A 26172-nucleotide genomic window follows, 5' to 3' on the forward strand; every position below is an offset into this window, starting at 1 on the left:
GGATTTCGGAACTTTGAAAACTTCAAAAAACGAATTTTTATCGCTCTCAATATCAAAAAAGAAAGGACAAATTTCGTCCTTTCTAGATCTTAGCTTTTATTCAACCCACTACAGTTGACAAAGAGCCAATAAAAACCGCTAGTCCTAAGAATAGCGGTTTAATTATGTTTTTAAGCTACTAATGTAGTTGCTCTATTATTTAAGAGTAACTGAAGCTCCAGCTTCTTCCAATTTAGCTTTGATTTCTTCAGCTTCTGCAGTTGCAACTCCTTCTTTAACAAGTGCTGGTGCACCGTCAACAAGTTCTTTAGCTTCTTTAAGACCAAGACCTGTGATTTCACGTACAACTTTGATAACGCCAACTTTTTTGTCGCCTGCAGATGTCAATTCAACGTCGAATGAATCTTTAGCAGCACCAGCGTCAGCAGCACCAGCTGCAGCAACAGCTACAGGAGCAGCTGCAGTTACACCAAATTCTTCTTCGATAGCTTTTACAAGGTCGTTCAATTCAAGGATTGAAGCTTCTTTAATTTCAGCAATAATGTTTTCAATGTTCAATGCCATTGTTATTTCCTCCAAATATGTTTTAAATTTATAATAGATTTTCGTAGCTAGGCTACGCTGCGTAGCTTAAGATTAAGCTGCGTCTTCTTTGTTGTCTGCAACCGCTTTGACTGCAAGAGCAACGTTGCGCACTGGCGCTTGAAGTACAGAAAGGAGCATAGAAAGAAGTCCTTCGCGGTTTGGAAGAGTTGCAAGTGCAAGAATCTCTTCTTTAGATGCGACAGCGCCTTCGATTGCACCACCTTTGATTTCAAGTGCTTCAGCGTTTTTAGAAAAGTCGTTCAAGATTTTCGCTGGTGCGATAACATCTTCGTTAGAAAATGCTACTGCAGATGGTCCAACAAATACAGATGCAAGATCTTCAAGACCAGCTTTTTCAGCTGCACGACGCAAGATTGAGTTTTTAATAACTTTATACTCAACTTCGCTTCCACGAAGCTCACGACGAAGAACTGTATCTTGCTCAACTGTCAAACCACGAGCGTCTACAACGACGATAGATGCAGCAGCTTTCATTTTTTCAGCTACTACGTCAACTAGTTCCGCTTTTTTAGCAATAATTGCTTCACTCATTAGTGTGTTCACCTCCGTTATTATTTTGCTTGGGGAATTTTTCCAAAAGAAAAACGCGCCCAAACCTAGACACGAAAGTACAATACGCTTCTTTTTACATGATACGTTTTGTCCTCGGTAGGATACTTATGAGTCGAGCTCCCCTACTGTCTTAGGCAGTTTTTTCAAACCGTATATAAGTATAGCATAGTCAAAAAAAGAATGCAAGATTTTTGCAAACTTTTTTAAAATTTTTTCGTGATTTTTCTTCTAAAGTTCTACTGTCAGGACTTGACCTTGCTTAACTACTGGTTCTCCAGCAATATAGACATCATCTACATCACTGGATTTAACAGCATAGACGAGATGAGAAAGCATATTTTCCAGAGGTTGGAGATGAATTTTCCCTTGTGGTTGAATAACGAGAAAATCTGCCTGTTTACCAACTTCCAGACTTCCTATCTGATTTTCCATTCCAAGGACCTTAGCCCCTTCGATTGTCAGTGCCTTTAGAGCTGTTTCGATAGGAAATTGGCTAGCATCTCCACTTTTCATCTTCTGAAGAAGGGCTGCAGTCCGTCCTTCCTCAAACATGTCTAGGTTGTTATTGGAAGCAACCGAGTCTGTCGCAATTCCGACTGCTACTCCTGCTTTTTGCAGTTGGATGATGGGAGCAATCCCTGATGCCAATTTGAGGTTACTAATAGGATTATGCGCAATAGCTACTTGAGAAGTTGCTAAGCGTTCAATTTCTCGCTCATTTAATTCGACTCCATGAGCAAAGACAGATGGATGATCTAAGTAACCCAGTTCTTCTAGAAAGGCTAGGGGACGTTTGCCGTATCGTTTCAGGATAATGCCTGATTCCTCCTTAGTCTCCGCTACATGGATATGGATTGGAATATTCAGTTCTTTCGCCATATCTAAGCTCGTTTCCAGCAAATCTCTACTACAGCTGTAAGGAGAATGTGGGGCTACCATCACCTTGAAATTTGGATTTTTATATTCTAAGATTTTCTCTATGATGAATCGAGTTCTGCTTATAGTTTCATCAGTTGTCTCTGTCTCCGAAGAAAAAAGAGTTGGTGAGAAATAACAACGCATCTTGGAAGTTTTCACTGCCTGATAAATCCGTTCAATATCCACACCATTGGGATTATACATATCGTTAAAGGTTGTTGTTCCCGACTGGAGCATCTCTATCATAGCTTCTTTAACCGCTCTTGTAGTCATGTCGGGAGTAAATCCTGCTTCTGCTGGCCAGATATAGTCATTAAGCCATTCATGGAGATTGCTATCATCTCGAATTCCTCTCAATCCTGTCATAGCAGAATGGGTGTGACAATTGACCAAACCAGGCATAATCCAGGCCCCCTGATAGTCTATAATCTGCTCAGCTTGCTCTAAAATCTCTGAATTCTCTTGACCGACATAGACGATTTGAGAATCCTTAACTGCTAAGATTCCATTCAGATAAACATGGAAATCTTGATCACAAGTCACGATATTTACATGCTGATAGACTTTCATTGTTTTTCTCCTTCTAAGGCCTTGATTTTTTCTAGCTATTGTAACAAAAAAGTCACCCGAAGGCAACTTTTTTCGTCCATAAAATTTCAAAAGAGAAAGGATTATTCAGAGCTAAAAGCCGCAGCTTTTTGCATTTGGTAATACTTGCCCTTTCTAGTCATGAGATCCTTATGGTTCCCATACTCAACAATGTCGCCATCCACCAAGACAAGAATCAGATCCGCATCCTGAATGGTAGACAAGCGGTGGGCAATGATAAAGCTTGTACGCCCCTTCATGAGTTTAGCAAAGGCATCCTGTACCAGCACTTCTGTCCGCGTATCAATGGAGGACGTCGCCTCGTCTAAGATAAGAATCTTGGGAATAGCTAGAAAAACTCGGGCTATGGTCAAGAGCTGAGCCTGACCGACAGAGAGAGATTCTCCAGCATTTTCCAACTTGGTATCGTAACCCTGCGGCAACTGTTGGATGAAAAAGTCTGCATTGGCTGCTTTGGCAGCAGCAATCACTTGCTCCCGACTGGCATCAGGATTTCCAAAGGCAATATTGTCATGAATGGTCCCTTGCTTGAGCCAGGTTTCTTGGAGCACCATGCCAAACTGCTGACGTAAAGAGGCACGACTATAGTCATAAATGGATTTCCCATCCAGCAAGATATCTCCCGAGTTAATGGGATAAAAACGCATGAGGAGATTGATAAGGGTTGATTTTCCAGCACCTGTCGGACCAACAATAGCCACCTTGCTACCAGCTGGAATATCAATAGATAAATCCTTAATCAAAATCTTTTCAGGATGGTAACCAAAAGAGACATGTTTAAAGGAAATAGCTCCTTTAACTTGGTCACTGGTCAAGACTTCCTTACCAGTTTCAGCCAGCTCAGTGCTATCTAAGACAGCATAGACACGCTCTGCGCAAGCAAGAGCACTTTGCAATTCGGCTAGAACTGAGGAAATATCGTTAAAGGGCTTAGTGTACTGTTGGACATAATTCAAAAAAGTCACTAAACGCCCGATAGTCAAGGTAGAGCCTATCATTATACGATAAGCTCCCACTCCAGCTAGAAGCGCATAAATGAGCGCATTTACAAAGCGAGTCGAAGGATTAACTGTTGAAGAATAAAAGATAGCTGACTGAGAATAACCTGCATAATTGGCATTAGCCTCGTGCAGCCTTTGGATAAACTCTTCCTGAGCATTAAAGGACTGGATAATGGTCTGCTGGCTCAACGATTCTTCAATTAATTGTGTCTGAATCCCCCTCGTCTCTGTTTGCTTCTGGAAGAGATGATAGGATCTCTTGGCAATAAAGCGTGAGATTACCATAGACAGTGGCGTCAACAGCAAGACCAAAAGAGTCATGAGGAGATGAATTTGAATCATGGCTAGAATGCTGACTAAAATCATCAAGACACCAATGAAGAATTGGTTAAAGATCATGATCAAGCCAGCTGCCAACTGTTCTATGTCTGTTGTCACCCGACTGACCATCTCCCCACTGCCTTGCCGATCCACAAAGGCAATCGGTAAACGATGGAGCTTATGGATGATTCGCTCTCGTAAGTCTCTGGTATAAGAGAAAATTAGGCGATTATAGAGGAGAGGATTGGCCCACTGCACGAGGGTATTTCCTATGACCACCAAGATCATTTGAATAAAGATCTGCCAAAAAACTGGTGAAGAACCAGCCACTAGGACTTGGTCGATGACCTGCCCAATCAATATAGGTAGGTAGATTGATAAGGCAACTTGGACAATGGTTCCTAGAAAGGCTAGAAAAAGAAGGAAGGTATGACTTGTAAGGTCTTTAGCCAAACGTTTGAGCGTCTGGTTTGCAGTTTGTCGTCTCATACTAGTCCTCCTTACCATGTTGGGATGCATTGATTTCACGATAGACTTGACTAGATTTCATCAAGTCCTCGTGCTTGCCGATAGCTAGGAGCTCTCCTTTTTCTAAGAGGAGAATCTGGTCAGCCATCTGTAAAGTCGAGGTTCGTTGAGAGATCAAGATTAAGCTCGTATTTGGCAGATTTTCTCGGATAGCTTTCAAGAGCTTAGACTCAGTAATAGTGTCCAGTGCCGAGGTCGCATCATCTAGGATGAGAAACGGTGCCTGGTGCAAGACTGCTCGTGCGATAGACAACCGTTGTTTTTGTCCACCTGAGAAATTTCGACCTCCTGCCTCAACTAGGGCATCCAAGAGTCCTTCCTTTTCACTGACAAAATCCTTGGCTTGCGCGATTTCCAAGGCTTGCCAGAGTTCTTGGTCAGATAGTTCTTGATCTAAACCTAGAGTCAAGTTAGAACGAATGCTTCCCTTAAAGAGTTCGACTTTTTGGGGCACATAGGCAATCCAAGACCGCCACTCCTCTAAATTACTAGGACTAGATCCATCTCGATAAAGGTCAATGCTCCCCTTGTCTGCTGGATAAAGTCCAAGTAAGACTTGCACCAAGCTTGATTTACCAGAACCCGTCCCTCCGATGATACCAAGGATTTGCCCTTGCTGCATATCAAAGGAAATGTCTCTCAGAGAAGGCTGGGCCGCATCAGGATAGGTAAAGGTCAATTCTTGGACTTGTAAAATCTGATTGCTGGTAACTTGCTTTTTCTCTAATTCTAAATAAATATCTTCTGGAGCCTCAGCAAAAACTTCCTCGATTCGCTTGGCAGAGATATAGGACTGATTGAGAGAATTTATCAGCATAGCTAGCTTAACCAATTCCACCAAAATCTGTAGGAGATAGTTGATAAGGGCAATGAGAGCACCTTGACTGAGCAATCCTCCTTGAATAGAAATATAGCCTTGCCATATAATAACGAGGAGAGTTCCATTTACAATCAGATAGGTCAGGGGTGTTAATAAACTGGACCAGAAACCTGTCTTTTCTTGTAATCTAGCATAGACTTGGTTAAGAGTTTGAAAAATCTGTAACTCTCGTTTTTCTTGTCCAAAAGCACGAATAACCCGCATTCCTTGTAATTGCTGACGTGTTTCCTGAACCAGTTGATCCGTTTTCTTTCTCAGACTGCTGTAGAGAGGATTAACCAGTCTAGAGAGCCCTACAATAACAATGGTCAAAATGACAACCATGACCAAGAACCAAAGAGTCAGCTCAGCTGAGATTCGATAGGCCATAAAAATGGCTCCAAAAACGATAATAGGCGCTCGTAAAAAGAGACGCAGGAATTGATTGATACCAGTCTGAATCTGATAGGTGTCCGAAGTCAAGCGAGTCACCAAACCAGAAGTTGTCAGACGGTCTCTGCTATTCTTGGGCAAGGAAAGAATATGACGATAGAAATCATCTGTCAGTCCTTTGGCAAATCCAACCGCGGCCTTAGCTGAGTAGAACTGGGCTATTAAGGCCACTAAAACGCCAATCACTGCAAAGATAAGGAGCAGGCCAATCTGCATCCAGAGATGACCTTGATCCCTCTGGGGCAATGATTGGTCAACAATCCCAGCAATCACCATAGGAACTAAGAGCTCAAACACAGCTTCAAGTAGCTTGAACAAGGGTGCTAAAATTGATTCCTTGATGTAAGGTTTGAAGTAAGATAATAGGTGTTTCATAAATCCCTTCTATTCGTATTCTAGAAATGAAGAAAGTGGGAAGTACCCACCCTCTCTGATTTATTTGTTTAAGTAAGGTAGTAGATAGCCATATCCTTCCTCTTCCATCTCATCCTTGGCCACAAAGCGCAAGGAAGCAGAATTGATACAGTAACGGAGGCCACCTAACTCCCGAGGCCCATCTGTGAAAACATGGCCCAAGTGAGCATTCCCCGACCGAGAACGAACCTCAATTCGCTCCATTCCATGACTGAGATCCTTGTAATAATGAATCAATTCCTTGGAAATCGGACGGCTAAAACTTGGCCAACCACATCCTGAGGCAAACTTATCCTTGGCAAAAAAGAGGGGCTCACCTGTCGTAATATCTACATAAATCCCTTCTTCAAAGGTTTGGTCATAGGCATTGGTAAATGGAGCCTCTGTAGCAGCTTCTTGGGTAACACGATAGGATTCTTTAGATAAACTGCCCTTTAATACCTCTTGACTAGGCTTTTCATAATTTGCTGCGTCAATCAATGGCTTATCAGCATCGGTCACATCGATATGACAGTAACCTGAAGGATTCTTCTTAAGATAGTCTTGGTGGTAATCTTCAGCCAGAATGTAGTGGCGAAGTTTCTCCACCTCTACTGCAATCTTTCGCCCAAGCATGCGCTCCTGCTCCTGCACCACTGTGTAGATAGCTGGCAAATCAGCTTCATCTTGGTAATAAATTCCGGTCCGATACTGACGTCCACGGTCATTCCCTTGTTGATTGACTGATAATGGATCAATAACACGGAAATAATAGAGTAAAATTTCTCTAAGTGAAACTGCCTTCTCATCATAAATCACTTGAACCGTTTCTGCATGGTCTGTTTCCTTGAGCAACTGGTAATTGGTCGTTTCGACTTGACCATTAGCGTAGCCAACACTGGTTGCTAGCACTCCAGAAATGCGTGAAAAATATTCCTCTAGGCCCCAAAAACAACCACCTGCTAAATATATTTCTGCCATCTTCGTTTCTCCTTTACCAAGTTTTTAACTAATACTCTTCGAAAATTAAATTCAAACCACGTCAGCTTCCATCTGCAGCCTCAAAACAGTGTTTTGAGCAGCCTGCGGCTAGCTTCCTAGTTTGCTCTTTGATTTTCATTGAGTATAAACTTCTTTTCAAAAAAAGGATAGGAAGCCCTCTGATCAAGAGTTTCCCCATCCTATCTTCTATTCTTTATTTTGCTTCGACACGGACACCTTGGGTATCAACTTTCAAGTCATGAAGTTTTCCTTTGAAAGGTTGCTTTTCCAATTCCGCCTTAATCGTTGGCATCTTGTCATGAGAAGCCAAAACCATAACTGTCGGCCCAGCACCAGAAAGGTAGGTTGCATAGGCACCATTTTCTTTGGCTACTTGCTTAATCGTTGCAAATTCTCTCACCAAGTCCTGACGATAGCGCTCGTGGAAGAGGTCGCCCTCGATTGCTTGCCCAGCGGTCACCATGTCTCCTGCCAACAAGGCTGCAACCGCCACATTGGCGATAGAACTAGCCGCAACAGCTTCCTTGTAAGACAATTTCTTAGGCAAGACGCCACGGCTGTCTCGAGTACGCAATTCATAGTTTGGAATGTAGGCTAGAAAATCACATTCTGGGAAGTCTGCTACGATAGCAGAAACTTGCCCTTCAACGGAACTTGCAATAACGAGATTACCATAAATGGCTGGAGCCACATTGTCAGGATGGCCTTCAATCTTAGTCGCTAACTGCAATTTTTCATGATCAGACAAGTTGAGCTGGCCCAGTTGGTTGGCTAGTTCAATCCCAGCTACAATAACCGAGCTGGAAGAACCCAAACCACGCGCCAAGGGAACATCACTAGTCATTTTCAAACGTCTTGGTTGCAGGTCTGGTACAATTTGCAAAGCGATTTTGAGCAAGAGATTACGCTCGTCATGTGGAATCCATTTGCCAATCTGGTGTTCAATCAACCACTCATCTCGTTCTTCGCAGACCTCAATTTGAAGATACTTGGTTACAGCTACACCGACCGAGTCAAATCCTGGCCCGATATTGGCACTGGTTGCAGGTACAATAATCTTCATCTTATTCTCCTAGCACCTTGAAGGTATTCAATAGGTCGAATTCTGAAACCTTCTTCAATTCAGCTGAGACATTTTCAAGCTGGGCTTTATTAATCTTGTGTGTAATGATCACAACACGCGCCTTGTCACCTTCTTTTCCATCTTGGAGAATTTGCTTGAAGGAAATATCTTGGGCATTAAAGATTTCAGCCAACTTCAAGACCTGACCTTTTGAGTCTGGAGCCAAGATTGAGAAGTAGTAGTTTGCTTTAACATCCTCAGGGTTTGCCAATACCAAGTCACGGCTGTATTCGTTGAAGTCTTTACCAATGGTACCATCATTCAAACGACGAACGATACGGACAATATCTGCTACAACACTTGTTGCAGTTGGTTTTTGACCAGCACCTGGTCCATAGTACATAGACTCACCGATACCAATAGATTCCACAAAGACAGCGTTCATTACGCCATTCACACTGGCAAGTGGATGCGCTTTAGGAAGGAAGGTTGGAGTTACTTCTGCAGCAATACCTGAAGGAGTTTCCTCGATTGAACCAACCAATTTCACTACATAACCAAGCTCTTGAGCTACAGCTACATCTTCAGGTGTGATGTTACGAATTCCCTTGTGGGCTACGTCATCGAAGGCAACCTTCATGCCAAAGGCAAATTGGCTCAAAATCACCATCTTGTAGGCTGCATCAATCCCATCCACGTCATTTGTCGGATCGCTTTCTGCAAATCCTAGACGTTGCGCTTCCGCAAGAGCATCATCGTAAGACCAGCCTTCTTCGACCATCTTGGTCATCATGAAGTTAGAAGTTCCGTTGACTACTCCAAGCACGCGCGTGATTTTATCAGAAGCCAAGGAATTTGCTAGAGTGCGAAGAATTGGAATCCCACCAGCTACTGCTGCTTCGTAGTAAAGTGCTACCTTGTTAGCTTTAGCGATTTCTAACAATTCTGCACCATGGACAGCCAAAAGGTCCTTGTTAGCAGTAACAACATGTTTTCCAGCTTCCAAGGCACGAGTGATAAAGGTCTTAGCAGGTTCGATACGACCCATCAATTCCACTACGATAGTAATATCTTGGTCTGATAAAATGTCATCCACATTGGTTACAAAGTTAAAGTCATTCCCAGCAGCAAGCAAGCGATTCTTTTCATCTTCATCCTTGACCAACACCTTAGCGACTTCAATCTCTGAATGTGCTGATTGATTGATTTTTTCTCCATTTTCCTTTAGGAGGAAAGGCACACCACTTGCAACGGTACCAAATCCTAGTAAAGCAATTTTAACTGTCATGTTTGTCTCCTCGAAATTTTCTAATATAGCCATTATAACAGAATTTTGTGAAAATTCCTATTATAGTAAATCACTATTTCAATCTAGAAAAGAAAAAACGAATCAGACGATTCGCTCTTCTCAAAATCTAGAAATAGCTTTCCAGAAAGGATTATCCAATCTTTTGCAGATTAAGTACTGCATCGTGATTCATCAAGACTTGACCATACTCTTGCAAGACTGAACGACTGATATCACTATCGTCCGCAAACTCGCGCATACGGGCCAACAGCCAAGCTGGATATGGACTTGGATGATTTTCAATATCCACTAAAATGGTCAAATAATAGCGCTCATTCATCTTGTAGAGTTCAGAAGTTTCCATCTCAAAAGTCACTGTCTTGGCAAAAGCCACCAAATCAGCTAATTTTGCGAAAGAAAGGATGTAATAGATGTAGGGCTCTTTCTTGCTCTCAACTTCTTGTTCAGCCTGCTCCTGCTCTTCTTCCTTGGCTTCGACTTGCTCTAGAGATTGAATGGCTTCGATATCATCCTTAGTTTTGTCCGCGATGCTTTTTTCCAAGGTTTTGATAAATTCATCTGGAGACATTTGAGCCAATTCTTCCATGTCTGGCAAATCCGATAAATCTTCAAAATCTAAATTTTGATCAATCTTTGATTTGGTTACAAAGACATCGACCTTATCAGGTTTTGGAGTCACACGGAAGCTCAACATACCTGTATCTAGGAAGCTATCAGGCATCTCTAACTCATCCAAGATAGCATAAAAGAACTCTTCTGTTTTTTCTTGAGGAACGAGAAAGTCAGCAATCTCCATTCCTCGATCCATCAAATCCTCTAAAGACATCGTGATTTTTAAAGTTGTATCACTGATTTGTTTCATTTTCATTGCTAGTAACCTCATACTTTCAGTTCTATCTATTATACTAGATTTTTACGATTTTATCAAAAGAAGGCTCCTTTGTCGATATAGATTTTCCATAGGGTAACTTCTGTAGAAGACCCTAATACTCTTCGAAAATCTCTTCAAACCACGTCAGCTTTATCTACAACCTCAAAGCAGTGCTTTGAGCAACCTGCGGCTAGCTTCCTAGTTTGCTTTTTGATTTTCATTGAGTATAAGAGAAAATTTCTGCAGACAAATAGAAAAAGCCTTCAAAATCGGCTCTTAGCCAACTTTGAAGACCTAATACATCAGAAAGCTTATAGTTTAAAGGTTGCTACACCGAGGATAGAACGATTTAAGTTTCTAAGAATTTGAAGACTTTGCTCAAATTTCTTATAACGAGTCACTCCGTACTCTTCAACAAGAAGGACTGTATCTCTTTCTAAAAGAGATGGCACATCTTGTAAATCGACAAAATGAATTCCTTTTAAAGACTCTTGATTTTGTTTCAATTTATCTAGAATAGCTTTGTTTGAGCTAACGATAGTCAATTCTTGTCCAGCATTTTTGTATGATAGAATATCTGCTAGATTAGCAATTGTTGTAATCTCTGTTACAAAATCAATTTGATATTGAGAAAAATCACCTGCTCTATTGATTGTTGGATTAAAGAGATAAACTAATACATTTCCCATCACAACCAAAATCACACAAACTACTCCAATAACAGCTAGACGAAGAATCAGATTCTTGACGTTTAATCCAAGCGCTGTCTCACCATTTGCATTCAATTCTTTAGAGTTGATGGTTTCCAATTTTTCAATTTTCACATTTGCATAAGTGTGTTTAAATTTCTCAATCAATCCATCAATTTTTTTCTCTAACAAGTCGTTGGCATCTTTACTTGGTGTCAAAATTTTCACACCAACCCCTGCATCGTCAATCATATAGTAGACGGTCAATTTTTTCCACCAATAGTCACTTGTAGAATTTTTCAAGGTTGTCTCTGTCGTATCCAATTCACTGGCAATTTTTTTCAACTCACTAGGCTCTACATCATTGAAAAGATAAGCTCCATTCAAATTACCATCAATCAATTTCCCGTAGAAATCACTATAACCACCAATTTGATGATTCAAAATCGTTTTAGCTGAATCTTCTGGAGGGGTGATTTTATAGCTGATATAAGTTGAATAACTTGTTGTGTCTTTGACAGTATTTTTATTCTTAACTGCTTTAATTGTAAATGGTACAGCAATGAGAGCAAATAAAGCGATGAGAGCTAGAATATTTGCTTTTCGTTTTTTGTATAGATTTGCAAACAAATCAGCTACTGAATAATGTTCAAACATGATTTTTTTCTCCTTTGTTTAGTAGATACTGGTTCTCTTTTGTAAGCATTTTCGCTACGAATATAATCACAAGAACAATTCCCCAGAATTGCATTGTAAATAAATTGAAGAAACTTTCTGAAAAGCTACTTCTTGGCATAAAGAATAAATTATTCAAGATGAGTAGGGACAAGGCAAATAGGATTGTTCTTGAACGATAGGCTACTTGCAGCATGGCTATAAATAACATACCTAGTAAGAGACTAAGTAGAAAGACTCCTATCATACCATAGTCGGTATACAACTCCATGATATAACTACTTCCGATACCATGTCCTTTCAAGTATTCCTTGTTCAAGACAAGATAGGATAGATTATGGGCATAACTATTACTATCAATAGCTAGTTCCACACTATTGGTTGTATGCTCAAAGGCTTTTCCTCCGAAAATGGCCCCTAAACTTCCCCTTGCAAAATAATCAATAACAGGACCAAAAGTAAAATTACGGAAATCTCGGTAAGGGAGGCTACTGTTAAATAGAAAACCTCTAGCCAAAACACCAAAACTGGTTCCTTGTTTATAGATAAAGTCAAGCAGGATATCCCAGAAACCTGTATGGGAAACTTGGACATTATCCCGTACATAATTGAGTATTCCCATCGCTAACATGAGAATAGGAGAACCTACAAAAATCGCTAACTTTTCTTTAAATCCAATCCATTTTCCCTTTTCTGTTTGCTCCCGCATAAAGTAATAAACAAAAGCAAATAGAATACTTAAAATAAAGGGATTGCGTGTCCCGATTGCCAAATGAATGGTGTTGGCTGCAATAAAGGAGACAAGCACTGCTGTTGCCTGCAATTTCTTTGGCTTGGTTGCCAAATACATACACATTGCATAGACCGTAAATGTTGATAAGATATAGGTAAAATAGGGCAGTTTACTTTCAAAATTTGCATAGTAGGCATAGTAGGAAGTCTGCAAGCGATACAAGAGTCGTTCAAATAACCGAATGAAATAGAAAGGATAGGTTAGAAGAAAAACTCCTAGCGATACAAAGCGCAACCGCTTGATGTAAACATCTTTTAGAGAACTTCCTATCTTGGGTACTTGTATTTTCTTTCTAGCTATAAAATAGCGAGCTAGGAGCCCCCCTGTGGTCAATCCCAATATCGAAACCATGACGACTATAAAGGCAAAGCGATAGGCTATGGGATGATAGGTATCTAAAGCACCATCCCTAAAATAATCAATGGTCGGCCTTGATACCAGAAATACAAAAATAGTTAAAAAGAAAATAAAATGGATTAAGTAATACTTGATATCATTCCAACAAGCAATTAAGCTACTAACCAGTAAGAACAATAAAGTAGAAAGCAAGCTAACATTGTTATTATTAAACAGATACACAATTCCACTTACTAGCGTCAAGGCATAACTGACTATGGTCAAACTAAATAATAATCGTTTTCCATCAATCACTTGCTCACCCCCGTTCTAATGTAATTTTTTAGATTTTTCAATATTTTTTAGTAATAAGAATCGGTATAAGGAAATATTTATGAATAGAGCCAAAGCACTAATTCTTCTCCCCTTACGGAAAATTGGATTCCTAGCAATAGTAAAGGCATGGCTTTTTAAAAAACGATGAATCTGAGAATAGGCTTCAAATTGTTTATACTGATCATCTAGTAACATCTTATCCAGAATAAAAAAGTAGGCATAGGCCAATCTGAAAAAAGCAACCTCTTTCAAGTCAGGATAGTTTTTCACAACTTCATTATAAAACTTTTGGTAGATATCAATATAGGCTAAATCCTTCTCTGCATAGGGTTTAGTCGTAATACTATCTCCTCTATGAAAATAGTAATAATAGGGTTTGGTATTAACCACATACTTCTTGGCCAACTTGATCAAATCAAAATGATAATAAGCATCTTCATAAATCAATCCCTTTGGAAAGGATAGGGCAGTTGCAATCTCTCTCTTGATTAGCTTATTGCAGATCGTTCCAGGTATTTTTTCACCTATGAGGTATTCCCTCAGAAATGTTTGAGAATCACAGACAAAATACTCATCCTGATTGGCTGACTGTGGGCTTTCATCATTAGCATAGACATTCATGACACCACAGCTCGAAACATCCGCATCTTCTTGAATTAATTGCTCATATAAACTCTGAATCATTTCTGGATGGATATAATCATCTGAGTCAATAAAAATCAGATAATCTCCGTGAGCCTGCTTCATTCCATTGTTTCGTGCTTGCGACAAACCTTCATTCTTTTTATGAAGCACTGACACCCTATCATCTTGTTCAGCGATTGAATCACACAAGCGACCACTTTCATCCGTTGCTCCATCATCAACAAGAATGATTTCCAGATTCTGATAGGTCTGCTCCTGAATGGAAGCTATCGATTTTTCTAGGTACTGCGCCACATTATAGACTGGCACAATGACACTAATTAATGCAGTTCCCATGCTACTCCTCTAATAGTTTTTCTACTTGTTCGATTTGTTTGGCAATTGTAAATTGTTGAATGAATTGGCTAGCCTCATTGACATCAAAGTTTGAGGCAGAGGTCATGTAGTTCGTAATTGCCTGAGCTGCCTCTTGATTGCTCTCAATGATTTGGCCAAATCGTCCTTCTTGGGATAATTCCTCAGCCCCTCCGACATCCGTAGAGACAAAAGGAAGTCCCAGACTCAAGGCTTCCACATACACTCCAGGAAAACCTTCTTGTTTAGACATAGACAAGAGAACTTTCATCTGAGATAAATACTGATAAGGATTTTTTTGATAACCAAGGAAATGTACATAGTCTTCAAGCTCATATTCTTTAACTCGTTTTTTCAGTTCCTCTTCCATATCCCCAGCCCCTATGAAGTAGAGATGATAGTTTTTTCCCTCTTGGTGTAATAATCGTATCACTTCTACCACACGGTCAGAACCCTTATTTTCCTCAATCCGTCCGATAGTACAGATACTTTGAGGCGCAATCTCGATATCGATCTTCTCTTGAGATTTTTCTAGAATGCTCTGAAAATCATATCCATTGTAAACTGTCCGTAATTTCGAAGCATAGTCTGGATAGACTTCCTTGATAGAATTGCTGGTTTTATTCGAAATTCCTACAATGGTATTCGCAGTATCCAACTGGCGTCTATGTGATTCTCTTTTGGAGCTATCCTTAATAAATTCTTCGATACTTCCATGAATCCAGGAGATTTTCTTGACTTCTTTTCTTTTAGAGAACAAAAGTGGAGGATTCATAATAGTAAAAGAAACTTCAACATCATAGTCATCTCTTACAAGCAAGCGACGAGTCAATCTTGGAAAATAAATTCTCATTCTCCACAAAAGAGCTCGAATCCATCTGGCTTGGCGATAATCCTGAAGGGATTTTAAAATGCATACATGCTTGGGAACAGATTCGTATCCCTTATCAAAATGTTCCATTTCAAGAATATCAATATCATACTTTTCTGGATCTAGATTTGAAACAATGGTAGATAGAATCTTCTCTGCTCCACCCCCGAGAGAAAAAGACCACATAAAAAATAATATTTTTTTCTTAGCCACCATATTCTCCCTTGTATTCTGTATAAGACTTATCCATATCAGCGATAACAGCATCATGATGTGGTACTTGCTTGTCTGCTGGTGGAGGTGTCATATAATCCCCAAAAGCAGTGCTGAGATAAGCATCATAGCCGACTGGAATAGGCATCTCTGTCTCTTCAAATGGCAAGAAGAGATTATCTTCAAAAGATTCGATTAGGTACTTATTTCTCATGTAACCAGGACCCGAGCATAATTCCGTGATTCCATCGCTCTCAGCTAGACTGTACTTGGTCATTTCTTTTTCAGCTTTTTTCCAAATTCGATAACGAAGAGATTTCGGCGTCAAACCGAGCAAAATGCGACTTCCCCATTTCATAAGTGCGCCATGCTTTTTTGGAATAGTTTGCGCACAAAAGAGTGAATAAATCAAAGCCCAACGAACCTGTTTTTTACGCTCAGCTGGATTTTTAGGGTAATAATCCAAAGGCAACACATCCAAGGCCAAACCATGTGGCAAATCCAAATCCTGTTGATAAGGTTTGATACAGGTCGTTTCCTTGTCACGAATGGTAATAAAAAGATTGCGGTCGACAAAATCCTTGTTACTCTTTGACAAGAAATAACGTTCATCTGCATAACGAGGCCATAATTCTGCCAATTTTTCATAATCCTTACGGGGCATAAAAAAATCTAAATCATCATCCCAAGGAATAAAACCCTTGTTTCGAAGGGCACCAATAGCACCTCCACCACAAAGATAACAAAGCAAATCATGTTCTTTACAAAAGGCCACAAAATATTCAGCCATCTCCAGACTTCGAGCCTGAATTGCTTTTAAATCAGTCATATTGTTCATTATTCTTTCTATCGTATCGTTCCATTATACCACAAATAAGGGATGAAAATCTATTGCAGACTGTAAAAAATCAAAGCCTGACTGCTGGATAAATAGCCTTCAAACTTTGATTTTTCTATCTTATCTCATTCCCATTTGAGATAGCTTGGTTTGATATTTATTTTGGTCTACTAAGAGTGCCTGTCCTCCATAGACATCATAGGCATCGACCCAATCACCTAGTTCTGGAACTGTTAATCTCTCAATGCCATTTTGCGCTCCATCTAGGAAGGATAAACCATTGGTCAATAAGAAACTATAGGGAACATTCGTAGAGGTCATGCCAAAGACCTTACCAAGTGCTTCTGATCCAGTAAAAAGTTTGGTTGGATCCTTGAGTTGCTGCAGAACAGCTGTCAGCACTTGCTGTTGTCTCTTGGTACGACCATAATCACCTTCGTCATCATCACGGAAGCGAGCATAATTTAGCAAGGTTGAACCGTTCATCTGCTGTTTCCCAACTTTAATAGTCTGGGTTGGTGACTCTGTTTCCGTAGCATGTAAATCATCTCCGACTGTAGCTTCGGTTAAAGGTTGACCTTCTAAGGTTGAGAATTTGGCATCAATCGTCACACCATCAGGAAATAGAGTGTCAATAGCAGTTGCGAAGGCCTGGAAGTCTACCAAAGCGTAGTACTTAATGTCCAAGTCAAAATTGTCTTTTAGGACTTTTCGAACCATTTCTGCCCCTTTTTGCCCCTCTTGTTCCCCTAACTCATAGGCCACATTCAACTTATTATCGGATTGCTTTCTACCATTAATGACTTGACTGTATCCGTCTATATAAACCAAATTGTCACGCATAAAGCTGGCCAGCTTGATTTTTTTATCTGAGCCACCAACGTTTAGAACCATAATCGAGTCCGTTCTCGTCTCAGCACTGTTCTGGCCAATCCGTCCATCCGTCCCCATAATCAAAATATTGACCCCATCCTTGGTATCTTGACCATGAAAAACTTCTACTTGAGCTGCCTTAGCATTGGCAGGTTTGGTTGGATCCGCATTTGAATAACCTTTTAGGAACATAAAAATCATACCAAAACCGACACAGGCTAGAAGAGCAAGCAATCCTGCAAAAATACGCCCCCAACGAATCTTACGTTTCTTGGACTTAACCTTTGGAAGAGAATGGCTTTTCTGGTATTTTTTTGCACGACTTCGGTTACCATAGGATGGAAGAGGAGACTGATTGATTGGTTCCATGAAAGACCCTTCCATATCATGATTTCCATTATGAATTTCTGGAGAAACTTCACTACCACTAGCCATATTTAACTTACCTTGCAGGTAAGCAAACTCTTTTTTCTCTCGCTCATTGAGGTAATGAATGTTCTTAAAAAGATAGTCATAACGCAACTGCTCGTGATGGCTTAAAGGATTTTCTTTGCTCATCTTCTCTCCTTTCCATGGTCTGATATTGGATAAATAGGATAGGCGCCCAGTACTTTATACTGGATTCCAATCGCTTCTAATTCTTTTTGGGCAAAGTGGACCAAGTCCTCATCAGCATAGTTCACATCAATAATGAAAAAGTATTCTCCCAGTGCTGTCTTGAGTGGCCGACTTTCAATTTTTGTCAGGTCAATTCCTCTCCAAGCAAAGGTCGAAAGAGCCTTGTAGAGGGCACCGGGAAGGTTGTCCGGTAAGGTCAAGGCCAAACTCATTTTCTCAGTTTGTGCTTGCAAGGGAATGGCTGCACCTTCAGCTCCCAAAACCCAGAAACGTGTGAAATTAGCTTCCATTTCCTGAATATCCTCAGCAATCAGTTCCAAGCCATATTCTTCTGCAGAACTTCTTGGTGCAATGGCTGCATAAGGCTGGTCTGGATGTTCGGAAATAAAGCGGGCCGCATAGGCTGTACTAGCAGTCACCTCGATTTGGGCCTCTGGATATTGTTCATCGATGAATTTCTTTCCTTGAGCCAAAGCCTGTGGATGAGAAAAAATCTTTTCAATCTTAGTATGGCCTGGAACCACCATCAACTGCTGATGAATAGGCTGAACGATTTCTGCAACTGCTTGAATGCGAGCCTGATGAAAAAGGTAGTCCAAGGTTTCATGAACACTACCCTCGATAGAATTTTCAACTGGCACCACAGAATAGTCCACCAAACCTTGCTCATAGGCCTTGATGACATCTGTAATATTAGCAAAGGCCTGCAATTCCTCATGAGGAAAAGCTGTCTGCACAACGTGGTGTGAAAATGATCCCTTGGGACCTAGATAAGCAATTTTCATCTCAGTTCCTCTATAATTTCATCTGGGCTTAGCTCGGTCACATCCAAAATCCGACTAGCCACTTCCTCATACCAAGCCTGTCTTTCTTGGAAAATAGCTGCTAATTCTTCCTTGCTATTATTTAGAAAAAGCGGACGCTGATTGTCCTTATCAGTTGATATTCGTTGGTAGAGGGTTTCAAAATCAGCTTTCAGGTAGATATTATCAGAATTTGTCTTTAGTAAGTCACGATTTCGCTGAGAAACGACCACTCCTCCACCAGTTGACACAACTTGGTCTCTTTGTAGTAAATCAGCTAGGACTTCTGATTCTACCTGACGAAAGGCCGCTTCTCCCTTTTCAGCGAAAAAATCAGCAATGGACATGCCCAAACATTCCTCGATTAAGGCATCCATATCGATGTAGTCTGGGTTCAAACCTCTTGCAATAGTCGATTTGCCAGCCCCCATAAATCCGAGTAATACCTTAGCCATGAATCAAGTTCTCCAAATCATCAAAGAAGCTAGGATAGCTGGTATTGATGGCTTCTGCACGATCAAGCTCCACTACTCCATCAGCAACCAAGAGGGCCGCGATAGCTGTCATCATGCCGATACGATGGTCTCCAAAAGTATTGACTCTAGCACCGTGAAGTGCTGATTTTCCTTTGATAATCATTCCATCAGCTGTAGGTGTGATATGCGCACCCATGCTATTTAAAGCGTCTGCCACAACCTGAATGCGATCTGTTTCCTTGACCTTGAGTTCCTCAGCATCCTTAATAACTGTTACACCTTGGGCTTGGGTCGCAAGTAGAGCGATAACTGGCAATTCATCAATCAAGCGTGGAATCAAAGCGCCACCAATCTCTGTTCCTTTCAAATCAGAAGACTCAACAGTCAAGGTAGCAGATTTAGCGACTGGAGCAATTTCAGTTATTTCTAGTTTTCCACCCATGGCACGAATGACATCAATAATACCAGTACGCGTTTCGTTGATGCCCACATTCTTAAGCACCACACGAGAGTTTGGAACAATCAAACCTGCGACCAACCAAAAGGCTGCACTGGAAATATCTCCTGGAACAACCACCTTTTGTCCTGACAATTTTTGTGGTCCTTGAACTGTGATTTTCTTGCCCTCCACACTTAAATGACCACCAAATTGTTGTAACATATCTTCCGTATGATTACGAGTGCACTCTTTTTCGATAATAACAGACTCCCCCTGTGCCTGCAAGGCCGCAAACATCAAGGCTGACTTAACCTGGGCAGAGGCAATTGGCAACTCATAATGAATAGGTCTTAGGTTTTTCGTCCCTTTTAAATGAAGGGGAGGCAGGTCTCGCTCAGTTTGCCCTGAAATGTTAACACCCATTTTTTTCAGTGGAAGGGTCACACGATCCATAGGACGTTTGGAAAGACTGTCATCTCCAAACATTCCTACTTCAAAGTCTGCACCAGCAAGAACACCTGAAATCAGGCGAATCGAAGTTCCAGAATTTCCCATATCAAGGGCATTTTGGGGCGCTTTTAATCCTTCCATACCTACACCTTGAATAGTGATCACATCGTCTTTATCCTCAATAACAACACCAAGGTCACGAAAAACCTGCATAGTTGAGAGCACGTCCTCACCACGCAATATATCATAAACCTTGGTCTCACCCTCAGCCAAACTTCCAAAGATAATGGAACGGTGGCTGATAGACTTATCACCTGGAACTCGGATACTGCCATATAAGTGGCTAATGTTTGTTTTTAGTTTCATACTGGACCTCATACTTGCAATACTTTTACCTATTTTATCATAAAAAGCCAGAAATTCCTTAAAAATTTCTGACTTTATGATAGTTATTTTCTTATTTTAGCAATTCTTTTCATTTTCAATTTACCAACTATCTGAAGAACCACCACCATCAAATCCACCGCCACCCCAATCATCTGAAGACCAAGATGAACTAGAACTACCAGAATCATATCTAGAGGAAGAAGAATCTGACTGTGCTCTTTGTGAAGCATAGTAGCTTTTTGTGAGCTCGGAAGTCCAAGAAGCATTCCTCACAAAATCGTTATCGTTTGGGTAGAGTTTCCCCTTTCCATTATAAGAATATTGAGAGCGATTAAGCCTATCTAGATGCTTTCTTTCAACTTCTGCGTAGTATGCTTCTATAAGTAATGTAGTCCAAGTGTCATTAGGTAGAAAACCTTTTGAGTCTGGATAGAGTTTGTTATATCCTTCGTACTGATATTGAGACCTAATTAAACGCTTATTTTTTTTATAGTCAGATTTACGTTCTTCAGTCCACGTATCATTAGGTACAAAGTCAGGAAAATCTGGATACAGCTTGCCTTTTCCCTCGTACTCATACTTAGAAAAGCGGCATCTTTTTAAGTACTTGATCCACGTTGCTAAACTTAGTAAAAGAAAGAACAACAGATAGAACAATATCGGAAACGGAATGTAATCGAAGTACTTACTAAAGCCTTCATTTTTTTTTAATGATTTTTCATAGCTTTTTGGAAGTCGATTATTTTCCTTCTTGTTTATGATTTCAGCTTTTCTAGACTCCGCTTTAGAAATGCCTACTAGAATTTTGTTAAGGGCATCAGTATATTTCCCTTCTTTCATGTATGGCTTAGAATCATTTAGTAAGGAACTGGCCATAGAGTCAGTAAGCCAAATTGCTGCTTCGTTGGATGTTTCAATACGAAACTTTCTATCCTTTATAGCAATAGCAATTAAAATTCCACTGTTGGAATCTTGTTTCCCAACTTTCCATTTGCGTGCAACCTCATTGGCTACCTCTTCGATACTGGAACCGTCCAGGGTATCTACAATATAAATACCCACTTGGGTTTCACTCCCAGCATTCATACTCTCTAACGTTTCTGCAACACTAGTGGTTAAATAACCGTTAGGATCGTAAATACCGTTTAAAGGACGATCTGGAACAGCTATATTAGCCGCTACCAGAGGCGTAAAAAAGAATAAAGGGGTAATTAAGAGTAAAAGTAACTTTTTCATAGGAGATCCCCCACAAGACTAATCAGTTAAATTGACTTTAGGGACAACCTTTGCATCTTTCTCTGCTTCAATTAACTCAGCTCTTTGGAAACCAAACAAACTAGCTATCACACTAGTAGGAAAACGTCTAATGGTCTTATTATATTCTGTTGCAGTATCATTATAATCTTTACGAGCGACAAACAAACGATTTTCAGTTCCCTCAAGCTCTGAAATTAGAGAAGACACTTGTGTGTCAGCTTTTAACTCAGGATAATTTTCTTGAACAACTAGCAATCGAGAAATGGCAGAAGTTAATTCGCTCTCCCCTTCATTTTTTGTTTCTGTATTTCCTGAGCCAATCTTAGAACGAGCATCCGCAATCTTTGTAAAGATGTCTTCTTCGTGCTTCATATATCCTTTTACAGAATTTACAACATTTGGAATTAAGTCAGCTCTACGTTGAAGTGCCACTTCAATCTTCGAGTTAGCTTGTTTCACAGATTCATCTTTGCTAACAAGACTATTGTACGAACCTGCCAACACTATAATACTGATGAAGATAATTCCTACAGGAACTCCTATTAGAGCAATTAATTTTTTGACATATTTTTTCCTATTTTCTATTGTTCATCATTTATCTACTATTTATCGATAACAAAAATTTCATTCTCTTTCATAGTTGTTTCTATATTTATTATCTCATCAAAAATTTCTAACTTATCAATTGAAGTAGAAAATAACAGTTATAAGCTTTCAATTTCGTTTTGTATTTTAGTTATGATTTTCAATAGCCTATTTAATTTGTTTTGTATTTTGTTTATTAGTAAAGATATTCATCCCCACAGTCATTCTTAAACGAACCACGCTAATAACTCTAACTAATACAGTAGTTACCAATAATAATCATACGCTTAAGAAAACACCTATAAATAATGAACAAAATAATGTTCTTATTTTAGCAATTCTGAAACTGGTTCAAAAACAATTTTTTCAATGTCAGAAAGGTAAATTGCCAATTGTTGTTGCTTGGTAAAGAATTCTGACAAGAGGCTGTTCCCCTGAATCTGCTTGCCAAAGCCTTCCATTTTCGCTTGGAAGGAAGCATCTGGCATTTGACCTGTCTGTGCTAGTTTTTGAATTTCCTCTTGAAAGGCAACATATTCTGTAAAAATTTTGCTTGCCTCAGCATCTGCTGAAATAGCATCTTTAGCTGCTTTGACAGCCTTGTATTCTGGTAATTCGCGTAGACCGCGACTAAGTTCGTTTGCACTATCGTAAATATTTGACATGATTTTCTCCTTATTTGATAACGACTGTATAATCGGTGTTTTCTGTTATGAGGTGCTCAGCTCTTTCCAAGTCTTGAGCATTTTTAAATGAAATTTGTAGAATCCCATGAATATCCTCACGGTTTTCCTCATTGATGTGAATATTGACCAAGGAAGTTCCTCGTAGTAGTTCCAAAATCCTCAAGATGACATCTTCTTCATCGGGAACATCGACATAGAGGTCATAAGAGCTGTCCACACCACCACGCTTATGGATTTCCATAGCCTGACGCTGCTCACGCGCTTGGTTGAAAAAGTTCCAAATCTGCTCTTCATCTCCCTTGCTGATGGCTTGTCCAACCTCATCTAAACGTTCCTTAAAATCCTCAATTCGATCCAGAATAGTTTCACGATTGGACAAAAGAATGGAAGTCCACATACCCGGCTCGCTTTCCGCAATCCGAGTCATATCTCGAAAACCACCGGCCGCAAAGCGCCTTGCCATCTCATGTTCTTGAGCATAAACCGCGGTCTGCTCCATAAGACTGGAAGCCAGAATATGAGGAAAATGGCTAATCTGAGAAGTCACTCGATCATGCTCCTTGGCATCAATCTCGATAAATCGGGCATGAAGACCTGAAAGCAGATCCTTCATTTCCTCAAGCGTATCCTGACTTGTCAGGCTCGAAGGTGTGAAGATATAATAGGCATTTTCAAAGAGATTGACATCCGCAGAAGCTGCTCCTGTCTTATGACTACCAGCCATGGGATGGGCCCCGACAAAGCGAACAGGCTTGCCAGCCAAATATTGCTCCGCCGCATCTACGATGGCTGACTTGGTCGAACCGGCATCTGAAATAATCACACCTTCTTTCAAGTCCAAGTCAGCCAATTCCTTAATAAAGGAAATGGTTTGTTTGATTGGCAAGCTAAGGATGATGACATCTGCTAAAGGAGCAAAACTGGCAAAATCATCTGTTGCACGGTCAATCATGCCTTCTTTCAAAGCAATATCTCTCGAAGCTTGACTGCGATTATAACCTAAAATTTCATAATCTGGATGATCACGTTTGATACCAAGTGCCATAGAGGCACCAATCAAACCAAGACCTGCGATATAGATTGTTTTTGCCATAGGAACTCCTTAATAGTTCTTTGTATAATCTCGGTGTTGGGCTACCGCTTCTTTTAATTCCTCTAGATTGTCTGATGAGAATTTTTCAAGGATTTCTTGTGCCAGAACCGTTGCCACAACAGCTTCCATGACCACACCGGCTGCTGGAAGAGCGGTCGGATCACTTCTCTCCACTGTTGCCTTGTAGGGTTCATGGGTTTCAATATCCACACTCATGAGTGGTTTGTAGAGAGTAGGAATGGGTTTCATAACTCCACGAACAACGATCGGTTGCCCATTGGTCATACCACCTTCAAAGCCCCCTAGATTGTTGGTACGGCGAATATAGCCGTCTTCTTTAGACCAGAGAATCTCATCCATAACTTGGCTACCTTTGCGGTAACCAGCTTCAAAGCCAAGACCAAATTCAACCCCTTTAAAGGCATTGATAGAGACAACTGCTTGGGCAAGTCTGGCATCCAATTTTCTGTCCCATTGGACATAGGAACCAAGACCAACTGGAACACCTCCGACAACTGTCTCGACAACCCCACCGATGGTATCTCCATCACGCTTGATTTGGTCAATATAGTCCTTGATTTCCTGTTCCCTTTCTTGGTTAACAATAGAAACTTCGGACTGGGCAACTCGTTCCTTAATCTCAGCGACTGTTAGATTTTCAGGAACATCGATTTCCTTGCCACCGAATACTACAACATGGTTGGCAATCTCCATATTCAGCTCAGTCAAGAGGCGTTTGGCTACTGCGCCAACTGCCACCCGCATAGTTGTTTCACGAGCAGATGAGCGCTCCAAGGAATTACGCAAATCATCAAAACGGTACTTGATGCCCCCAACCAAGTCGGCATGACCTGGACGTGGATGGGTGATTTTCCGTTTGCTTTTAAGGCGGTCTTCAATGTCCTCCGCAGACATGATATCCAGCCATTTCTGATGGTCCTTATTGACGACATCCATAGTAATGGGAGCCCCAGTAGTCTTCCCATGGCGAACACCCGAAGTAAAGACAACTTGGTCACTCTCAATCTTCATACGACCACCGCGGCCATATCCACCCTGACGACGTTTCAAATCCTCATTGATGTCCTCTGCTGTCAAGGGAAGTCCAGCTGGAATTCCCTCAATGATAGCCGTCAGACGAGGACCGTGTGATTCTCCTGCTGTTAAATATCTCATACACTCTCCTTATTTTACCAAGTAGTCTTTCATCTCTTCCAGAGAAACTGGGTGAATAGTCGCTGAACCAAGCTCTGGTACCAAGACCAATTTCAAGGTATTGCCACGCGCTTTCTTGTCATGAGTCAAAGCTTGATAAAGCTTATCTACATCCCAGTTTTCATAGTCAACAGGCAAACCAAACTTCTGGCACATCTCTGTGATAGATTGGGTAATACCAGCTGGCATAAGGCCTTTTTCCTCAGCTACCTTGGAAATCTGAACCATGCCCATGGCTACAGCCTCTCCATGCATGACCTTGCCATAACCGGCAGTCGCTTCAATAGCATGACCAATAGTGTGGCCAAAATTGAGGTAAAGGCGTACACCATTGTCCAGCTCATCCTCAACTACCATCTTGCGCTTGACCTGACAAGAATGTTCAATCAAGGTCTCTGCATGTTCCAGAATGCTCTCTACAGAACCATCTAGCTCCGTCAAAATTTTCCACAGTTCTGGATCCTCAATCAAGCCATATTTGATAACTTCACCCATCCCTTCAATCAACTCTCTTTTCCCAAGGGTTTCAAGAACAAGTGGGTCAATCAGAACCCCATCTGGTTGGGCAAAGGTTCCTACCATATTTTTAGCAAAAGGAGTATTAACACCCGTCTTTCCGCCGATAGACGAATCCACCTGAGCAGTTAAACTGGTCGGAATCTGAACAAAGTGAATACCTCGCATATAGGTAGAGGCTACAAAACCAGCCAGGTCTCCAACGACACCACCTCCGAGAGCCACGATTCCATCGCTACGAGTCAGACCTTGCTTGACTAAAAATTCATAGACTTTCTGGACAGTAGTTAAATTCTTTCTTTCTTCCCCTTCTAAAAAGTCAAAAACCGCTACCTGAAAACCAGCATCTTCTAGGCTGAGCTTGACCTTCTCTGCATAAAGAGAAGCTACATGGTTGTCTGTTACAATGACCACTTTTTGTGGTTGCCATAGTTCTCGCAACCATTGGCCAGCCTGAGCCAGACAACCTTTTTCAATCTGAATATCATAAGGATGATGAGGAATATCGATTCTGATTTTCATAGGAGAATCTCCCTTTC

Annotated in this window: 24 protein-coding genes and 1 other annotated feature; all 24 genes read right to left on the bottom strand. The window is 40.7% G+C overall.

Going from position 1 to position 26172, the window contains the following annotated elements:
* Window positions 1–195 precede the first annotated feature (195 nt).
* Window positions 196–564: a 50S ribosomal protein L7/L12 gene (rplL, locus tag QM408_RS06265; RefSeq protein ID WP_001196965.1), complete on the bottom strand. Its 369-nt coding sequence runs from the start codon at window positions 562–564 to the stop codon at window positions 196–198.
* 72 nt (window positions 565–636) lie between these two features.
* Window positions 637–1137, bottom strand: a complete 501-nt coding sequence (rplJ, locus tag QM408_RS06270) for a 50S ribosomal protein L10 (protein ID WP_001287277.1) — start codon at window positions 1135–1137, stop codon at window positions 637–639.
* 38 nt (window positions 1138–1175) lie between these two features.
* Window positions 1176–1311: a sequence feature (ribosomal protein L10 leader region), on the bottom strand.
* Window positions 1312–1386: 75 nt separating this feature from the next.
* Window positions 1387–2646: a TRZ/ATZ family protein gene (locus QM408_RS06275; RefSeq protein WP_261150413.1), complete on the bottom strand. Its 1260-nt coding sequence runs from the start codon at window positions 2644–2646 to the stop codon at window positions 1387–1389.
* A 101-nt stretch (window positions 2647–2747) separates the two neighbouring features.
* Entirely contained in the window at window positions 2748–4496 is a 1749-nt protein-coding gene (locus QM408_RS06280) for an ABC transporter ATP-binding protein (protein WP_414373962.1), read from the bottom strand.
* Between the two features lies 1 nt (window position 4497).
* On the bottom strand, window positions 4498–6222 hold the full coding sequence (locus QM408_RS06285) for an ABC transporter ATP-binding protein (protein WP_078238285.1): 1725 nt from the start codon (window positions 6220–6222) through the stop codon (window positions 4498–4500).
* A 60-nt stretch (window positions 6223–6282) separates the two neighbouring features.
* Complete coding sequence (gene msrB, locus QM408_RS06290) at window positions 6283–7221, bottom strand: peptide-methionine (R)-S-oxide reductase MsrB (protein ID WP_078238284.1); 939 nt, start codon at window positions 7219–7221, stop codon at window positions 6283–6285.
* 214 nt (window positions 7222–7435) lie between these two features.
* Window positions 7436–8305, bottom strand: a complete 870-nt coding sequence (gene thrB / locus QM408_RS06295; protein ID WP_020903203.1) for a homoserine kinase — start codon at window positions 8303–8305, stop codon at window positions 7436–7438.
* 1 nt (window position 8306) lies between these two features.
* On the bottom strand, window positions 8307–9593 hold the full coding sequence (locus QM408_RS06300; protein WP_000216346.1) for a homoserine dehydrogenase: 1287 nt from the start codon (window positions 9591–9593) through the stop codon (window positions 8307–8309).
* A 151-nt stretch (window positions 9594–9744) separates the two neighbouring features.
* Window positions 9745–10482, bottom strand: coding sequence for an adaptor protein MecA (gene mecA / locus QM408_RS06305; RefSeq protein ID WP_000782684.1), 738 nt, complete (start codon window positions 10480–10482; stop codon window positions 9745–9747).
* A gap of 314 nt (window positions 10483–10796) precedes the next feature.
* Window positions 10797–11831, bottom strand: coding sequence for a teichoic acid biosynthesis protein TarQ (tarQ, locus tag QM408_RS06310; RefSeq protein ID WP_371483911.1), 1035 nt, complete (start codon window positions 11829–11831; stop codon window positions 10797–10799).
* Window positions 11824–13293: an O-antigen polysaccharide polymerase Wzy family protein gene (locus QM408_RS06315; protein ID WP_414373967.1), complete on the bottom strand. Its 1470-nt coding sequence runs from the start codon at window positions 13291–13293 to the stop codon at window positions 11824–11826. The genes tarQ and QM408_RS06315 overlap by 8 nt, the downstream gene beginning before the upstream one ends.
* 15 nt (window positions 13294–13308) lie before the next feature.
* On the bottom strand, window positions 13309–14295 hold the full coding sequence (locus QM408_RS06320; protein WP_049516093.1) for a glycosyltransferase family 2 protein: 987 nt from the start codon (window positions 14293–14295) through the stop codon (window positions 13309–13311).
* Window position 14296: 1 nt separating this feature from the next.
* Window positions 14297–15400, bottom strand: coding sequence for a glycosyltransferase (locus QM408_RS06325; RefSeq protein WP_229294655.1), 1104 nt, complete (start codon window positions 15398–15400; stop codon window positions 14297–14299).
* Window positions 15390–16235 carry a LicD family protein gene (locus QM408_RS06330; RefSeq protein WP_414373969.1) on the bottom strand — a complete coding sequence of 282 codons (846 nt, stop codon included), beginning with the start codon at window positions 16233–16235 and terminating at the stop codon, window positions 15390–15392. Before QM408_RS06330 ends, QM408_RS06325 begins: the two co-directional genes overlap by 11 nt.
* A 120-nt stretch (window positions 16236–16355) precedes the next feature.
* On the bottom strand, window positions 16356–17666 hold the full coding sequence (locus QM408_RS06335) for an LCP family protein (protein ID WP_265484916.1): 1311 nt from the start codon (window positions 17664–17666) through the stop codon (window positions 16356–16358).
* Window positions 17663–18511 carry a prephenate dehydratase gene (gene pheA, locus QM408_RS06340; RefSeq protein ID WP_261076832.1) on the bottom strand — a complete coding sequence of 283 codons (849 nt, stop codon included), beginning with the start codon at window positions 18509–18511 and terminating at the stop codon, window positions 17663–17665. Before pheA ends, QM408_RS06335 begins: the two co-directional genes overlap by 4 nt.
* Entirely contained in the window at window positions 18508–18984 is a 477-nt protein-coding gene (locus QM408_RS06345; RefSeq protein WP_049542912.1) for a shikimate kinase, read from the bottom strand. The genes pheA and QM408_RS06345 overlap by 4 nt, the downstream gene beginning before the upstream one ends.
* Entirely contained in the window at window positions 18977–20260 is a 1284-nt protein-coding gene (gene aroA, locus QM408_RS06350; protein WP_414373973.1) for a 3-phosphoshikimate 1-carboxyvinyltransferase, read from the bottom strand. Before aroA ends, QM408_RS06345 begins: the two co-directional genes overlap by 8 nt.
* 120 nt (window positions 20261–20380) lie before the next feature.
* Window positions 20381–21517, bottom strand: coding sequence for a TPM domain-containing protein (locus tag QM408_RS06355; protein ID WP_261082689.1), 1137 nt, complete (start codon window positions 21515–21517; stop codon window positions 20381–20383).
* An 18-nt stretch (window positions 21518–21535) separates the two neighbouring features.
* Entirely contained in the window at window positions 21536–21997 is a 462-nt protein-coding gene (locus QM408_RS06360; RefSeq protein WP_261082687.1) for a LemA family protein, read from the bottom strand.
* Between the two features lie 452 nt (window positions 21998–22449).
* Window positions 22450–22788 carry a YlbF/YmcA family competence regulator gene (locus tag QM408_RS06365; RefSeq protein WP_000065978.1) on the bottom strand — a complete coding sequence of 113 codons (339 nt, stop codon included), beginning with the start codon at window positions 22786–22788 and terminating at the stop codon, window positions 22450–22452.
* Between the two features lie 10 nt (window positions 22789–22798).
* Window positions 22799–23902 carry a prephenate dehydrogenase gene (locus QM408_RS06370; protein ID WP_084864902.1) on the bottom strand — a complete coding sequence of 368 codons (1104 nt, stop codon included), beginning with the start codon at window positions 23900–23902 and terminating at the stop codon, window positions 22799–22801.
* A 9-nt stretch (window positions 23903–23911) separates the two neighbouring features.
* On the bottom strand, window positions 23912–25078 hold the full coding sequence (aroC, locus tag QM408_RS06375; protein WP_023946354.1) for a chorismate synthase: 1167 nt from the start codon (window positions 25076–25078) through the stop codon (window positions 23912–23914).
* A 9-nt stretch (window positions 25079–25087) separates the two neighbouring features.
* Window positions 25088–26155: a 3-dehydroquinate synthase gene (gene aroB, locus QM408_RS06380; RefSeq protein WP_020903194.1), complete on the bottom strand. Its 1068-nt coding sequence runs from the start codon at window positions 26153–26155 to the stop codon at window positions 25088–25090.
* Window positions 26156–26172: the final 17 nt, after the last annotated feature.

It is taken from the genome of Streptococcus mitis, from assembly GCF_047464965.1.
GTDB lineage: Bacteria > Bacillota > Bacilli > Lactobacillales > Streptococcaceae > Streptococcus > Streptococcus mitis_DU.